At 63.9% G+C, this 15,310-nt stretch carries 16 protein-coding genes; 3 read left to right on the top strand and 13 right to left on the bottom strand.

Going from position 1 to position 15,310, the window contains the following annotated elements; genetic code table 11:
• Positions 1 to 17 precede the first annotated feature (17 nt).
• Positions 18 to 695 (bottom strand): orotate phosphoribosyltransferase, encoded by a 678-nt coding sequence (gene pyrE / locus V6Z91_RS11930; RefSeq protein WP_338770593.1) that lies wholly within the window; start codon positions 693 to 695, stop codon positions 18 to 20.
• A 34-nt stretch (positions 696 to 729) separates the two neighbouring features.
• On the opposite strand from pyrE, the gene V6Z91_RS11925 reads away from it, so the two are divergent.
• Positions 730 to 1,500: an exodeoxyribonuclease III gene (locus V6Z91_RS11925; protein WP_338770592.1), complete on the top strand. Its 771-nt coding sequence runs from the start codon at positions 730 to 732 to the stop codon at positions 1,498 to 1,500.
• A gap of 15 nt (positions 1,501 to 1,515) precedes the next feature.
• Here the strand turns inward: V6Z91_RS11925 and V6Z91_RS11920 are convergent, their stop codons facing one another.
• The 12 genes from V6Z91_RS11920 to V6Z91_RS11865 all read right to left on the bottom strand — a co-directional run bounded on the left by V6Z91_RS11920 (position 1,516) and on the right by V6Z91_RS11865 (position 13,192).
• Complete coding sequence (locus V6Z91_RS11920) at positions 1,516 to 2,424, bottom strand: pseudouridine synthase (RefSeq protein ID WP_338770591.1); 909 nt, start codon at positions 2,422 to 2,424, stop codon at positions 1,516 to 1,518.
• Between the two features lie 9 nt (positions 2,425 to 2,433).
• Positions 2,434 to 3,348 (bottom strand): M48 family metallopeptidase, encoded by a 915-nt coding sequence (locus tag V6Z91_RS11915; RefSeq protein WP_338770589.1) that lies wholly within the window; start codon positions 3,346 to 3,348, stop codon positions 2,434 to 2,436.
• A gap of 72 nt (positions 3,349 to 3,420) precedes the next feature.
• Entirely contained in the window at positions 3,421 to 4,044 is a 624-nt protein-coding gene (gene metW / locus V6Z91_RS11910; protein WP_338770588.1) for a methionine biosynthesis protein MetW, read from the bottom strand.
• A complete protein-coding gene (locus tag V6Z91_RS11905) occupies positions 4,041 to 5,159 on the bottom strand; it encodes a homoserine O-acetyltransferase (RefSeq protein WP_338770587.1) in 1,119 nt (372 codons plus the stop codon). Before V6Z91_RS11905 ends, metW begins: the two co-directional genes overlap by 4 nt.
• Positions 5,160 to 5,282: 123 nt before the next feature.
• On the bottom strand, positions 5,283 to 7,028 hold the full coding sequence (gene ptsP, locus V6Z91_RS11900; protein WP_338770585.1) for a phosphoenolpyruvate--protein phosphotransferase: 1,746 nt from the start codon (positions 7,026 to 7,028) through the stop codon (positions 5,283 to 5,285).
• A 24-nt stretch (positions 7,029 to 7,052) separates the two neighbouring features.
• On the bottom strand, positions 7,053 to 7,322 hold the full coding sequence (locus V6Z91_RS11895; protein WP_338770584.1) for an HPr family phosphocarrier protein: 270 nt from the start codon (positions 7,320 to 7,322) through the stop codon (positions 7,053 to 7,055).
• A 111-nt stretch (positions 7,323 to 7,433) separates the two neighbouring features.
• Positions 7,434 to 7,835: a PTS fructose transporter subunit IIA gene (locus V6Z91_RS11890; RefSeq protein ID WP_338770583.1), complete on the bottom strand. Its 402-nt coding sequence runs from the start codon at positions 7,833 to 7,835 to the stop codon at positions 7,434 to 7,436.
• 11 nt (positions 7,836 to 7,846) lie between these two features.
• A complete protein-coding gene (gene gshB, locus V6Z91_RS11885; protein WP_338770582.1) occupies positions 7,847 to 8,788 on the bottom strand; it encodes a glutathione synthase in 942 nt (313 codons plus the stop codon).
• Positions 8,789 to 9,068: 280 nt separating this feature from the next.
• Positions 9,069 to 10,367, bottom strand: coding sequence for a glutamate--cysteine ligase (gene gshA / locus V6Z91_RS11880; RefSeq protein ID WP_338770581.1), 1,299 nt, complete (start codon positions 10,365 to 10,367; stop codon positions 9,069 to 9,071).
• Positions 10,368 to 10,539: 172 nt separating this feature from the next.
• A complete protein-coding gene (gene amt / locus V6Z91_RS11875; protein ID WP_338770579.1) occupies positions 10,540 to 12,066 on the bottom strand; it encodes an ammonium transporter in 1,527 nt (508 codons plus the stop codon).
• An 18-nt stretch (positions 12,067 to 12,084) separates the two neighbouring features.
• Positions 12,085 to 12,423: a P-II family nitrogen regulator gene (locus V6Z91_RS11870; RefSeq protein ID WP_130186246.1), complete on the bottom strand. Its 339-nt coding sequence runs from the start codon at positions 12,421 to 12,423 to the stop codon at positions 12,085 to 12,087.
• A 19-nt stretch (positions 12,424 to 12,442) separates the two neighbouring features.
• Positions 12,443 to 13,192, bottom strand: a complete 750-nt coding sequence (locus tag V6Z91_RS11865; RefSeq protein WP_338770575.1) for a TorF family putative porin — start codon at positions 13,190 to 13,192, stop codon at positions 12,443 to 12,445.
• Between the two features lie 206 nt (positions 13,193 to 13,398).
• Between V6Z91_RS11865 and V6Z91_RS11860 the strand changes: the two genes are divergently transcribed.
• Both V6Z91_RS11860 and V6Z91_RS11855 read left to right on the top strand, forming a co-directional pair.
• Positions 13,399 to 13,653, top strand: coding sequence for an accessory factor UbiK family protein (locus V6Z91_RS11860; RefSeq protein ID WP_338770574.1), 255 nt, complete (start codon positions 13,399 to 13,401; stop codon positions 13,651 to 13,653).
• A 96-nt stretch (positions 13,654 to 13,749) separates the two neighbouring features.
• Positions 13,750 to 15,261, top strand: a complete 1,512-nt coding sequence (locus V6Z91_RS11855; RefSeq protein WP_338770572.1) for a YifB family Mg chelatase-like AAA ATPase — start codon at positions 13,750 to 13,752, stop codon at positions 15,259 to 15,261.
• Positions 15,262 to 15,310 lie beyond the last annotated feature (49 nt).

Here is a 15,310-nt window from a genome sequence, read left to right as displayed (position 1 = left end):
AAGCGTAAAGCGGCGGGTCAGGCGATGCCGTAGCGGTCGCGGTAGGCGGCGACAGCATCCTTGTGCTGGGCCAGCGCCGGGTCGGCGCCCAGGTAGCCCAGCAGGTCGGCCAGGTTGCCGATCGAGATCACGGGGATGCCGTAATTCTTGCTGACTTCCTGCACGGCGGAGAGATCCGACACCACGCCATCCTTGCCGCCGCCCCGCTCCATGCGGTCCAGCGCGATCAGCACGGCGCAGGGTTCGGCGCCGGCGTCGCGGATCATTTCCACCGACTCGCGCACCGAGGTGCCGGCCGAGATCACGTCGTCGACGATCACGACCTTGCCCGCCAGCCTGGCGCCCACCAGAGTGCCGCCCTCGCCGTGGGCCTTGACTTCCTTGCGGTTATAGGCGAACGAGGTGTTGCGCCCCTTGTTGGCCAGCGCCACGGCGGTGGCCGAGGCGAGCGTGATGCCCTTGTAGGCGGGGCCGAACAGCATGTCGAATTCAACGCCGGAATCGAGCAGGGTCTGGGCATAGAAATCGGCCACTTTCGCCAGGGTGGCGCCGTCGTGGAACAGGCCGGCGTTGAAGAAATAGGGCGACTGCCGCCCCGCCTTGGTGGTGAACTCGCCGAATCTGAGCACGCCCGCCGAGACGGAAAACGCGATAAACTGTTGGCGCAAATCGTCTTGCCTCAAATCATTAGTCATATGCCGGTCCTTTAAAATGCCGGTATTTTAATCCATGCCAAAGATCATTTCCGCCAACCTGAATGGCATCCGCTCCGCCGCCAAGAAGGGCTTTTTCGACTGGATGGGCACCCAGTCCGCCGATTTCATCTGCGTCCAGGAACTCAAGTGCCAGGCCAGCGACATGACGGATGAGTTCAGGAATCCGCACGGCTACCACGGCCATTTCCACTACGCCGAGAAGAAAGGATATTCCGGGACCGGGGTCTACAGCAAGGTCGAACCGGATGCCGTGAGGATCGGCTTCGGCAGCCCGGAGTTCGATGCCGAGGGCCGCTACGTGCGCTGCGACTTCGGCGACCTGACCGTCATCTCCGTGTACTGCCCTTCCGGCTCCTCGTCGCCGGAACGCCAGGAGGCAAAGTTCCGCTTCATGGACCTGTTCCTGCCCCACCTGGTGGAACTGCGCGCCGAAGGCCGCGAAGTCGTCATCTGCGGCGACTGGAACATCGCCCACCAGGAAATCGACCTGAAGAACTGGAAGGGCAACCTGAAAAATTCGGGCTTCCTGCCCGAGGAACGGGCGTGGCTGACGCGCGTGTTCGACGAATGCGGCTACGTGGACGTGCACCGCGGCCTCGACCCGCGCCCGGAACAGTACACATGGTGGAGCAACCGCGGCCAGGCTTACGCGAAGAACGTGGGCTGGCGCATCGACTATCACGTGGCAACCCCCGGCATCGCGCAATGCGCGCAATCGGTCTCGGTGTACAAGGACGTGAAGTTTTCCGATCACGCTCCGCTGATCATCGACTACTTGCGCTGATCGCCGCTGGCGCCGCTAAAGGCTGCGCCGGCTTTCAAAATAGCGCCACTCCCCGGTCAAGGGATCGGGGAAACCGATGGCCCGCGCCAGCAGTTTCAACGGCGACGACACATCGTCCTGCTTGCATGGCAGCGCCACCGGATAGAACGCGTCGTTGACAATGGGGATGCCCAGCGCCGCCAGGTGCACGCGCAGCTGGTGCTGGCGCCCCGTATGCGGCCACAAGCGGTACAGCACGTGCTCTCCGCGCTCTTCCACGAAGTCGATCATCGTTTCCGAATTCGGCTCGCCCGGCTCTTCCTTCATCGTGAAGAATTTGTCTCCCTGCACCATGCGGCTGCTGTAGCTGAACGGGAACTCGCGGCCCGGCAAGGGGCCCGCCAGTGCCTCGTATTCCTTTTGCACGAGGCGCTGCTGGAACAGCGACTGGTAGGCCCCGCGGCTGTCCAGGTTGCAGGAAAAGACCACGATGCCGGCCGTTTCACGGTCGAGCCGGTGGATGGGCACCAGTTCCTCGATGCCCAGCTTCGCGCGCAGGCGCACCAGCAAGGTCTCCTTCAGGAACCGCCCCGTGGGGATCGTCGGCAGGAAATGCGGTTTGTCGGCGACGATGATGTGCTCGTCCTGGTACAGCACTTCCTCGGCGAACGGGATCGGCGTCTCGTGTTCCAGCTCGCGGTAATAGAAAATGCGCAGGTTGCGCTTGTAGGGCGAGTCGGGCCCCAGCGCCCTGCCCTGCGCGTCGACGACGTCGCCGCGCGCCATCCGCTCGCGCCATTGCGCCTCGGTAACGGCCGGGTAGTTCGCCACCATGAAGCTGATCAGGTCGGGCCAGTCCCCCGCGGGCAGCCACAGGTAGCTGGGCGTGACGCCATCGCGCATGGGCAATGGCGCCTTGCCGTGAAACTTGACGGTGGAGGACATGCGGGGGAGCTAGGTGCGCGGCAGCGGCGTGGTGCGGTAAGCGGGCAGCTTGGCTACCGTGGTGCCGCGCGTGCGGGCATAGACCGGCAGCACCAGCGGCATGTTCTTGTTCATTTCGGCGATACGGGTTTCGCCACTCGGGTGCGTGGACAGAAACTCGATCGGCGCGCGCGCGTTGACGGCGCCCATCTTCTGCCACAGCGCGATGCCGGCGCGCGGATCGAAACCGGCGCGGGCGGCCAAGTCGATACCTACCAGGTCGGCCTCGGTTTCCTCGCCGCGCGAGAATTTCAGCACGGCCGCCTGCGCGGCCACGCGGCCGCCGAAGTCGGTGAGGTTCGGGTCGATGCCGAACAGCGCCGAGGCGGCGATGCCGCCCAGCTTGCCGGCGATCGCGGCCAGCTGCGATTCGCCCTGGCGCTTGCGGGCATGTTCGCGCAGCGCGTGGGCGATCTCGTGGCCCATCACCATGGCCACTTCGTCATCCGTCATGTTCAGCTTGGTGAGAATGCCGGTGAAGAAGGCGATGCGCCCGCCCGGCATGCAAAAGGCGTTCACCTGGTCGGAATTGAGCAGGTTCACTTCCCAGTTCCAGTTGGCCGCTTCCGGGTTCCAGCGGCCCACGTGCGGGATGATGCGCTTGGCGATGGCGCGCAGGCGCTGCACCTGCGGATGGCTGTCGTCGACCAGGGCGTTCTTCTGGTCAGCCTCCTTCAACAGCGCATCGTACTGCAGCTTCGATTGCTGGTTGACAGCCTGTTCGTCCGACAGCACGCGCAGCCGCGACAGGCGCGTGACGGGGATGCCGTCCGACGCCGCGGCGGCGGGCGCGGATTGCTGCGCCGGCGCGGATTGGTGAGCGGCCGCCAGGTGCATGTTGGCGGCCAGGGCGATGAATGCCAGGCTGTGTTTGAGTGATTTCATGATCTGTATCCGTACGACCGTGATATTTTGGCAAATTTCACGGCCGTTCGCCACACGATACCATACCGCCGATCAAGCACGCCGCGCTCCGTTACGCTTGCGCAGCCGGAACACCGCCAGCTCGCCGCGCAGGTTCGGCAGGAAGTTGACGATTTGCCCTTCGGCCAGCGCCACGTATTCGAGCACCTCCACGCCCACCTCGGCGGCCAGCGCGCGGAAGTCCTCGATCGTGGCGCAACGTACGTTCGGCGTGTCGTACCACTGGTACGGCAGCGTCTTGGACACGGGCATGCGCCCTTTCAGCAGCGCCACGCGGTGCGGCCAGTAGGCGAAGTTGGGGAACGACACGATCGCCTCGTTGCCGACGCGGACGATATCGCGCAGCAGCGCTTCCACGTGCTGCATCATCTGCAGCGCGGACAGGCACAGCACCGTATCGAAGGTATTGTCGCCGAACAGCGCCAGGCCGCCCTTCTCGAAATCCTGCTGGATCACGCGCACGCCGCGCTGGGTGCTTTCCAGCACCTTGTCGTCCGCCAGTTCCAGGCCGTAGCCGGTGCAGCGCTTGTCGGTCTGCAGGTAGTCCATCATGAAGCCGTCGCCGCAGCCCACGTCCAGCACGTGCGCGCCGGGAGCGATCCAGTGGGCGATGAAGGCCAGGTCGGGGCGCGCGGTTTTCAGGTCGTCGAACGTCATGCCGCGCCTCCTTTCGATTCGTTGGCGATCTGATTGAAGTACGCACGCACCATGCCCATGTAGCGCGGGTCCTCCAGCAGGAAGGCGTCGTGGCCGTGCGGCGCGTCGATTTCCGCGTAGGTCACTTCGCGGCGGTTCGCCAGCAGCGCCTGCACGATCTCGCGCGAGCGCTCCGGCGAGAAGCGCCAGTCGGTGGTGAACGAGGCCAGGAAGAACTTGGCCTTCGTCTTGGCCAAGGTGCGGGTCAGGTCGCCGTCATGCACGCGGGCCGGGTCGAAGTAGTCGAGGGCCTTGGTGATCAACAGGTAGGTGTTGGCGTCGAAATACGTGGCGAACTTGTCGCCCTGGTAGCGCAGGTAGGATTCGATCTCGAAGTCGATGCCGAAGCCGAACTTGTAGCCGCCGTTCTCCGAAATATTCCTCAGCTTGCGGCCGAACTTCTCCGCCATGTCGTCGTCGGACAGGTAGGTGATGTGGCCGACCATGCGGGCCACTTTCAGGCCGTTCTTCGGCACCACGCCATGCTCGTAGAAGTCGCCGCCGTGGTAGTCGGGGTCGGACAGGATCGCCTGCCGCGCCACGTCGTTGAAGGCGATGTTCTGGGCCGACAGCTTCGGCGTGGAAGCAATCACCACGCAGTGGCGCAGCCGGTCCGGGTACATGATGCTCCAGGCGAGCGCCTGCATGCCGCCCAGCGAGCCACCCATCACGGCGGCGAATTGGTTGACGCCGAGGCGGTCGGCCAGGCGGGCTTGCGCGGTCACCCAGTCTTCCACTGTCACCACGGGGAAGGCGGCGCCGTACGGCTTGCCGGTTGCGGGGTTGGTGTGCATCGGGCCCGTGGAGCCGAAGCAGGAGCCCAGGTTGTTGACGCCGATGACGAAGAACCTGTTGGTGTCCACCGGTTTCCCGGGACCGACCATATTGTCCCACCAGCCCACGTTCTTGGGGTCGTCGGCATACCAGCCGGCCACGTGGTGCGAGGCATTGAGCGCGTGGCAGATCAGCACGGCGTTCGACTTGTCGGCATTCAAAGTGCCGTAGGTTTCATACATCAGCGTATAGTCACGCAGCGATGCACCGCTTTGCAGCGGCAGGGGTTCCGCGAACGCCATGGTCTGCGGAGAAACGATTCCTATCGAGGACATGTTTTCGGATGTTGTAATTGTGTACTGCGGCGGCCCCGCGGGCCAGTGATGGTGGCGGCGCCCGAATGGGGGCGCCCGCTGTATTTTTATTTACATCGCCTGCAGGGACAGGACGGCATCCGCGATGACGTCCGGGTCCATGGAGCGAAGTATCTTGCGCGTTTGCGGCAGGATCCGGGCCATGTCGGTATTCAGGATTTCCTGCTTCACCGACAGCAGCTGCGCGGGGTGCATCGAGAAGTCACGCAAGCCCATGCCGAGCAACAGGCGCGTGAGCTTCACGTCACCCGCCATCTCGCCGCACACGGCAACGTCGATACCGGCCTTGTGGCCGGCGGCTATGGTCATCGAAATCAGTTGCAGTACGGCAGGATGCAGGGGATTGTAAAGGTGCGCCACCTCATAATCAACCCGGTCGATGGCCAGCGTGTACTGAATGAGGTCGTTGGTGCCGATCGACAGGAAGTTCATCTTCCGCACGAACATTGGCAACGCCAGGGCGGCGGCGGGAATCTCGATCATCGCCCCCACTTCCACCTGCGGGTCGTACTTGATGTTCGCCTCGCGCAGCTCGGATTTGGCAAGCTCGATCATCGCCAGCGACTGGTCGATCTCGTGGGCGTGGGCCAGCATGGGGATCAGGATGCGCACCTTGCCGAAGGCGGAGGCGCGCAGGATCGCGCGCAGCTGCGCCAGGAAGATCTGTGGCTCGGACAGGCAGTAGCGGATGGCCCGCAAGCCCAAGGCGGGGTTGAGGGCCGTGTGCTCCACGGTGTCCAGCGGCTTGTCGGCGCCGATGTCGAGCGTGCGGATCGTCACGGGGCGGCCCTTCATCGCCACCACGGCGCGCCGGTACTGTTCGAACTGCTCGTCTTCGGAGGGCATGTCGCCGGCCCGGCCCATGAACAGGAATTCGGAGCGGAACAGGCCCACGCCCGTGGCGCCGGCTTCGAGCGCGGGGCCGCAATCGTCCGGCAGCTCGATATTGGCCAGCAGCGTGATCGGCGTGCCATCCCTGGTGACGGCCGGGGTTTTCTTCAGCTTGCCCAGCTTCTTGCGGGCGCGCTGCGCGGCCAGCTGCCGCTCGCGATATTGCTGCAGCACGAGCGCGCTGGGGCTGACGATGACCACGCCGGCATCGCCATCGATGATCACCCAGTCGTCCTGCTCGATCAGCGTGGACGCCTGCGCCACGCCGACGGCGGCCGGGATGTCCAGGCTGCGCGCCACGATGGCCGTGTGCGAGTTCTGGCCGCCCACGTCGGTGACGAAGCCGATGAAGGAGCGGTCGCGGAATTTCAGCATGTCCGCCGGGGAGATGTCGTGCGCGATGACGACCATCTGGGCGGCGAATTCGTCGTCGTCCGGTTGCGTTTGCGGGATCGGCAGCTCACTGCCCATCAGCACTTTCAGCACGCGCTCGGCTACCTGCTGGATGTCGACCTTGCGTTCGCGCAGATAGGGGTCTTCGATCTCGTCGAACTGGGCGGACAATTCCTCGATCTGCGTGACGAGGGCCCATTCGGCGTTGTAGTGGCGGCTGCGGATGATGTCCAGCGGCGCCTCGGAGATCATTGGGTCGGAAAGGATCAGCGCGTGGACGTCGATGAACGCGCCCAGCTCCGTCGGCGCGTCCTTGGGCAGTTCATTCCACAGCGTTTGCAGTTCGCGGTGCACGGTGGCCAGCGCCGTTTGCAGGCGCAGCACTTCCGCTTCCACGTTTTCTTCCGGGATCAGGTAATGCTTGACGTCCAGCGCGGCCGGCGCGAGCAGTTGCGCGCGGCCGATGGCGATGCCACGCGAGACCGGTATGCCGTGCAGTGTGAACGATGCCATCGGTGCTCCCCGGTCAAACGGCATTTACTCGCCTTCGCCGAATTTGTCGTTGACCAGCGCCGCCAGCGCCGCGATGCACTCCTGTTCGTCCGCCCCGTCGGCTTCGAGCGTGACCTTGGCCCCCTTGCCGGCAGCCAGCATCATCACACCCATGATCGATTTGGCATTGATGCGCCGGCCGTTGCGGGAGAGCCAGACGTCGCTGCGGTACCTGGCCGCCAGCTGGGTGAACTTGGCGGAAGCGCGCGCGTGCAAGCCGAGCTTGTTGATGATTTCGAGTTCTTGCTGGATCATGTTTTCTTATGGTTTATACACTGCGTGATGACTGCTGGTGTTGCTGCTTTGGTGATTCAGGGGCTGTAGTCACCCACCCCGCCATTCTGAACGGCGGCGCTTACGTTTTCTTTAATTGACCCTGATCCGGTTATCGACCCGCACGGCGCCGCTTTGCGCGCCGGCCAGCGCCATTTCCACCACCACGTCCAGCGTGTCCATGCGGTAGGTGATGGCGCGCAGCAGCATCGGCAGGCTGATGCCGGCGATGACTTCCACATGGCCGGCATCGGCAAGCTTGTTGCAGCAATTGGCCGGGGTGCCGCCTTTTACGTCGGTGATCACCAGCACGCCGGAACCGTCGTCCAGCCGCTTGATCGCCGCCGCGGCCAGCGTTTGCACGTCGGCCAGGTCCTGGTCGGCCACCACGTCGATCGCTTCGAGGTGCTCGACCTTGGCGCGGAATACGTGGGCGACCGCCGCCAGGAACGCTTCCCCCAACGGCGCGTGCGTCATCAATAAAATACCAACCATATCGGTCCTTGTCAGGCCGCCTGTTCGAGCGCGTCGATGAACATGGCGGCAACCTCGAAGCCCGTCTGCTGCGTGATTTCCTGGAAACAGGTCGGGCTGGTGACGTTTACCTCGGTCAGGTAATCGCCGATCACGTCCAATCCTACCAGCAATAACCCGCGCTCAGCCAATACCGGACCGATTGCCTCGGCAATTTCACGGTCGCGCTTGGTGAGCGGCTGGGCCACGCCCACGCCGCCCGCAGCCAGGTTGCCGCGCACCTCGCTGCCCTGGGGAATGCGGGCCAGCGAGAAGGGCACCGGCTTGCCGCCGATGACGAGGATGCGCTTGTCGCCCTTGACGATCTCGGGGATGTAGCGCTGCGCCATGATCGTCTGGCGGCCATTCTGCGACAGCGTTTCGATGATCGAGCCGAGGTTCAGCGCATCGGCCTTCACGCGGAAAATACCGGTGCCGCCCATGCCGTCCAGCGGCTTGAAGATCACGTCGCCATGCTCGGCATGGAAGGCGCGCAGGCGCGTTTCATCGGACGTGACGATGGTGGGCGACGTGAATTGCGAGAATTGCGCGATCGACAGCTTTTCATTGTGGTCGCGGATCGCCTGCGGGCTGTTGAACACCTTCACGCCCTGCTTTTCGGCCAGCTGGAGGAGATAGGTGCCGTACACGTATTCCATGTCGAACGGCGGGTCCTTGCGTTCCAGGATCACGTCGAACTCGGACAGCGCCACGTCTTCCGACGGCGCCGCCTCGTACCAGTCTTCCTGCCCGCCGCCGGTCATCGTGATGCGCGACACCCAGGCGCGGACAATGCCGTTCTCCAGCGCCATATGGCGCTGCTGGAACGCATACACCTCGTGGCCGCGCTTTGCAGCCTCGGCCATCATGGCGTACGTGGAGTCCTTGTAGATCTTGAAGTTCGCCAACGGGTCGGCAAGAAAAGCGATTTTCATGGGCGCGTCCATTCGATGTAATGACTGATTTTAGCCGAGATTCCAAGCCGCCATCGGCTCAGTCCGTACACGGAAAACCGGGTGGCGAAGCGGGGAAGTCGCCATTTCTGAAATATTTCCCGAACCCCGGTGACAGGCACCGCCTTTTTTGGAATGTTTCCCGAAACCCGGTGACAGGCACCGGGTTTTTTGGAATATTTCCCGAACGGGGGTGCCTGTCACCGGGGTTGAGGAAATATCGCAGGAGAGGAGCGCCTGGCACGGGATGCGGCAGGCTGGATCAATACACTTCCGGGTTCGGATCGGTGCGTTCCATCTCCAGCGAGGCGGCCAGCAGCGCGAGCCGGGCGACGACGCCGTACACATAGAAGCGGTTCGGGGCCGCGGTGCCGGGTTTGGCCTTCAGGTCGGGGATCGCGTGCTGCTGGGCGAATGCCAGCGGGACGAATTCGGAGCCGGGCGCGTTCAGGTTCTGGTCCACGCCCCGCTCGGCATGCACGCGGTAGAAGCCGCCGACCACGTATCGGTCGATCATGTAGACGACGGGCTCGGCCACCGCATCCTTGATGCTCTCGAATGTCGGCACGCCTTCCTGGATGTTGAGCTCGCTGACAACCTTGCCATCCTTTACCACCGACATGCGCTCGCGCTGGGCGGGCGACAGGTCCTTCAGCTCGGCCGCGTCGCGAATGCTGATGATGCCCTTGCCATACGTGCCGGCATCGGGCTTGACGATGACGAACGGCTTTTCCTTGATGCCGTATTCCTTGTACTTCTTGCGGATCTTGGCCAGCACCGCGTCGACATTGCTGGCCAGGCAATCCTGCCCCTCTCCCGTCTGCAGGTCGACCTCGCCGCAGCGGGCGTGGAACGGGTTCACCATCCACGGGTCCACGCCGATCAGCTTGCCGAACTTCTTGGCCACCTCGTCGTAGGCCGTGAAGTGGTTGTGCTTGCGGCGCATCGCCCAGCCCGCGTGCAGCGGCGGCAGCAGGCTTTGCTCATGGATATTTTGCAGGATGTCCGGAGTACCCGCCGACAGGTCGTTGTTCAGCAAGATCGTGCACGGATCGAAATCCTTCAGCCCCAGGCGGCGGCCGTTGGCCGAGCGCTCCAGCGGCTCCACGACCAGCATGTTCCCGTCCGGCAAGGCCAGCGGCGTCGGCTGGGTGATGTCCGGGTTCAGCGTACCGAAGCGCACGTTCAAGCCCGTCTGGCGGAAGATCTGAGCCAGCCGCGCCACGTTTTCCAGGTAAGTCGGATGGCGGTTATGGCTTTCCGGGATCACCAGCAGGTTGCGCGCGTCCGGGCAATACTTGTCGATGGCGGCCATGGCGGCCTGCACGGACAGCGGCAGCATCTCGCTCGCCAGGTAATGGAAACCGCCGGGGAACAGGTTCGTGTCCACCGGGGCGAGCTTGTACCCGGCGTTGCGCAGATCGACGGAGCAATAGAACGGCGGCGTGTGTTCCTGCCATTCCAGGCGGAACCAGCGCTCGATGGCGGGCGTGGCGGCCAGGATTTTTTCTTCGAGATCGAGCAGCGGTCCGGTCAGGGCCGTGACGAGGTGGGGAACCATGCTTACATCCTTGTAGTGAGAGGCGAACTGCGCGCCGGCCCCGCAAAGCGCGCCAGCGGACTCACCAAATCAGGGCAAAAGCGTCATTTTAAAGGTCTGGTAAGCAAAAAAGCGCCCCGCAGGGCGCTTTCGGCGGCAGAACCGCGGGTTCCAGCTCAGTTTCAGCTCAGTTTTAGATGTGGTAAGCGGTCTCGCCGTGGCTGTTGATGTCCAGGCCTTCGCGCTCCTGCTCTTCCGGCACGCGCAGGCCGATCACCACGTCGACGATCTTGTAGGCGATGAAGGCGACGATGCCCGACCACAGGATGGTGACGCCCACGCCGATCAGCTGCGTGACGACCTGGCCGCCGATCGAATAGTCGGCGGAAGCCTTGTTGGCCACGTAATCCCAGATGCCCTGGCCGCCCAGCGACGGCGCGGCGAACACGCCGGTCAGCACCGCGCCCAGGATACCGCCCACGCCGTGCACGCCGAACACGTCCAGCGAGTCGTCGGCGCCCAGCATGCGCTTCAGGCCATTCACACCCCACAGGCAGACCACGCCAGCCAGGAGGCCGATGATCAGGCCGCCCATCGGGCCGACGAAACCAGCCGCCGGGGTGATGGCCACCAGGCCTGCCACGGCGCCGGACACGGCACCCAGCATCGAGGGCTTGCCCTTGAAGATCCACTCGGCGAACAGCCAGGACACGGTGGCGGCGGCGGTGGCCAGCAGCGTGTTCACGAAGGCCAGCGCGGCGATGTCGCCCGCTTCCAGCGCGGAGCCGGCGTTGAAGCCGAACCAGCCCACCCACAGCAGCGAGGCGCCGATCATCGTCATCACCAGCGAGTGCGGTGCCATCGATTCGCGGCCGTAGCCCACGCGCTTGCCCATCATGTAGGCACCCACCAGGCCGGCGACGGCGGCGTTGATGTGCACCACGGTACCGCCGGCGAAGTCCAGCGCGCCGTGGCTCCACAGGTAGCCGCCCTTGGCGGTGGCCGTTGCCAGCGAAGCGGCGTCGGTGATCGTGTCCGGGCCGGTCCAGAACCAGACCATGTGGGCCATCGGCAGGTAGGCGAACGTGAACCAGATCACGATGAAGGCCAGCACGGCCGCGAATTTCGCGCGCTCGGCGAAGGCGCCGACGATCAGGCCGCAGGTGATCGCGGCGAACGTGCCCTGGAACGCGACGAAGATGAATTCGGGAATGACGACACCCTTGCTGAACGTTGCCGCATAGGCGAACGTGCCGGCGACCGGATCATAGATGCCGTTCAGCAGCGCGCGGCTGAAGCCGCCGACGAAGGCATTGCCTTCGGTGAACGCGACCGAGTAGCCGTAAATGCACCACAACACGATGATCAGCGAGAAAATGGTGAAGATCTGCATCAGGATCGACAGCATGTTCTTCGAGCGCACCAGGCCGCCGTAGAACAGGGCCAGGCCGGGGATCGACATCATGATGACCAGCAGCGTGGAGACGAACATCCACGAGGTATCGCCTTTATGGGGCGTCGGTGCCGCGGCCGGTGCGGCAGGCGCGGCAGCGGGTGCGGCAGCTGCCGGCGCGGCGGCCGGTGCTTCCGCCGCGGCCGGAGCGGCGGCGGTCGCCGCTGGCGCATCCGCCGCCGGCGTATCCTGCGACCAGGCCGGCGCGGCACTGAACGCCATCAGCATGGCTGCCCCGGCCAGCCACTTCGTTATCGTTTTCTTCATCGGTTTCCCCTTTTATATTTAAAGCGCATCGTTGCCGGTTTCGCCGGTACGGATACGAATCACCTGTTCCAGGTTATAAACGAAAATCTTCCCGTCACCGATTTTGCCGGTGCGGGCAGCCGTTTCGATGGCTTCGATGGCCTGCTCGACGATCGCGTCGTCGACCGCCGCTTCGATCTTGGTCTTGGGCAGGAAATCGACCACGTACTCGGCGCCGCGGTACAGCTCCGTGTGGCCTTTCTGGCGGCCGAAACCCTTCACCTCGGTCACGGTAATCCCTTGCACGTTGATCGCGGAAAGGGCTTCACGCACCTCGTCTAGCTTGAACGGCTTGATGATGGCGGTAATCATTTTCATGGCAGGCCTCGTTTTTGTTTCAGAAGGTTTTGGACAGGGTGAACACGGCGCCCGATTTACCCAGGTTCTTGCCGTTCGGCGCGAAATACGCTTCGGTATTGGTATCGACATAGGCCAGCGATACCGTGGCGACGCCGAAGTCCTTCGTGATCCCGACTTTCCAGTCGGTGTAGCTGGCGACGTCGTTATTCCTGACTTTCTGGCGACCGATGTGCAGGTTCAGGATGAACCCGTCGCCCACTTCCTGGTTGACGGACGCATCCAGATACTGGCTGTTCTTGCTGTCGGCAAAGCCGAACAGGTTGGTCAGCGAATGGGAGTATTTCAACGTGGCGGGGCCGAAGCCGACCTGGCCGTACAATTCGAACGTGTTCGCGCTGGTGGGCAGCGAGTTCGACGGGTAGAGGTAGCCCAGGCCGCCCACGTCGTACGTGAAGCCGGAGCCGATCTCGCCGCGCTTGCCGGCATACACGTCCCATTCGACGCTGCCGTCGCCGCCCCCGTCCTTGACCCACTTGATGGTGGACAGCCAGGTGCCGGCATAGAAACCTGTCGGGTTATTGACCCAGTCAGCGCCGCCCTGCAGCGCGGGTTTCAGACGTGTTTGCGAAATCCCGCGGTAACGGTAATCGCTGGTGACGGCCGCGTTGAAGCTGATCTCATTGTCCGGTTTCGCCGCGGCTGCTTCCTGTGCCTGGGCCTGGCCTGTTGCGATGCATGCGAACAGGACGGCGATGGACAGCGTGGAACGCTTGCTCGGGTATGACATGGCGATTTCCTTTTGAGTGAACTTTTATTGCGGTTTAAAATTCGTCTGACTCGTTGTCCTGATACCTATAGCAGAATGCGTGCCAGCAAATAGTTGCTGTGCCGATAGCTGAGCCGTGGAACAGGACGCCTGTTTCGCACCAAATAAACTTCGGAGCCGCACCACGGTGGTGCGCTCACGGCACAAACTTTCACCGGGAGCCCATTGTGGACATGAACAACTTCTTCAACGACCTGCAATCGAAAATCAATCACGTCATCGAAAACTCGCCCGCCAAGGATATTGAGCGCAATGTGAAGGCGATGATGACGCAGGGCTTTTCCAAGCTCGACCTCGTCACACGCGAAGAGTTCGACATCCAGGCGCAGGTCCTGGCAAAGACCCGCGCGCGGCTGGAATTGCTGGAAACGCGCCTGGCCGAGCTGGAAGCGAAGATCGCGGCGGAAAAGGCGCCGCTGTAACGGTCTTCCGTATTTGCTGCGGCACAATGCCGCACCCGCTGTCGCGTTCTACGATGCACGATCGTCTCGTATTCATAGAGCTTGCAGCGGGGAATCATGAGCCTGGCCGTCCTGAAAAGCCGTGCGCTGAACGGCATCGAAGCGCCTGAAGTCAGCGTCGAAGTGCACCTGGCCGGCGGCTTGCCGGCCTTTGCCATCGTCGGGCTTGCCGACACCGAAGTGAAGGAAGCGCGCGAGCGCGTGCGCGCGGCGATCGCCAACGCCGGCTTCGAAATGCCGAACCACCGCATTATCGTCAATCTGGCGCCAGCCGACCTGCCCAAGGAATCGGGCCGTTTCGACTTGCCTATCGCGCTCGGCATCCTGGCCGCGTCCGGCCAGATCCCCGCTCCCCCGCTGTCCCGTTATGAATTCGCCGGTGAACTGTCGCTAACCGGCGAGCTGCGCCCCATCCGCGGCGCGCTGGCCATGACGTTTGCCATGCAGCGGGCCCGCACCCGCGGCGCCATCGTCCTGCCATTGGCCAATGCGGACGAGGCGGCACTCGTCGATGGTGCGGCGGTGTATCCCGCCGCGACGTTGCTCGAAGTCTGCAACCACTTCCGCGCGGCGGACGACAGCGCCCGGCTTGCGCGGCATCGCCCGGCGCCCCCGCCGGCCCTGGCCGGGCATCCTGACTTCGCCGAAGTGAAAGGCCAGTGGCACGCGAAACGGGCGCTCGAAGTGGCGGCAGCCGGTGGCCACAGCTTATTGATGATGGGCCCGCCGGGTTCGGGCAAGACCATGCTGGCGTCCCGCTTTCCCGGCCTGCTGCCCGCGATGACGAACGACGAAGCCCTGGAAGCGGCCGCCGTACAGTCGCTGACGGGCGGTTTCAAGGCCTCCGCGTGGAAGGTGCGGCCGTTTCGCGCCCCGCATCACACATCCTCCGGCGTTGCGCTGGTGGGCGGCGGCAGCGTGCCGAGGCCAGGCGAAATCTCGCTGGCGCATTGCGGCGTGCTGTTCCTGGACGAGTTGCCGGAATTCGACCGCCGCGTGCTGGAAGTACTGCGCGAACCGCTCGAATCGGGCCGGGTAACGATCTCCCGTGCGGCCCGCCAGGCCGAGTTCCCCGCCCGGTTCCAGCTGGTGGCGGCGATGAATCCCTGCCCTTGCGGCTACTACGGGCACCTCTCTGGCAAGTGCAAATGCTCGCAAGACACGATCGGCCGTTACCAGGACCGCATTTCCGGCCCGCTGCTGGACCGGATCGACATGCAGATCGAGGTCGGTGCGGTGCCGACCGAGACGCTGGACACGGTGGAGGATGGAGAGCCGACGCAAGCGATCGCGGCGCGCGTACAGGCGGCGTTCGAACGGCAACTGGAACGGCAAGGCAAGAGCAATCGCTACCTGACGTCGCGCGAAATCGACCGCTACTGCAAGCCCGACCGTGGTGGCCAGGACACACTGCACAAGTCGATGCTGCAATTCCACTGGTCGGCACGCGCCTATCACCGCGTGCTGCGGGTGGCGCGGACGATCGCCGACCTCGCCGGCTCGGACACGGTACAGGCCAGGCACGTGGGCGAGGCTGTGCAATTTCGCCGCGTGCTGCGACAGCTGTGAAGGACTGACCTGACTTTTGCAGCGATAGCGCCCGGCTTCCGACGCTGCT

It is taken from the genome of Massilia sp. METH4, assembly GCF_037094685.1.
Taxonomy (GTDB): domain Bacteria; phylum Pseudomonadota; class Gammaproteobacteria; order Burkholderiales; family Burkholderiaceae_D; genus Rugamonas.
The sequence above is the reverse complement of the archived record's forward strand: the minus strand, read 5'-3'. Positions and strand labels throughout refer to the sequence as shown.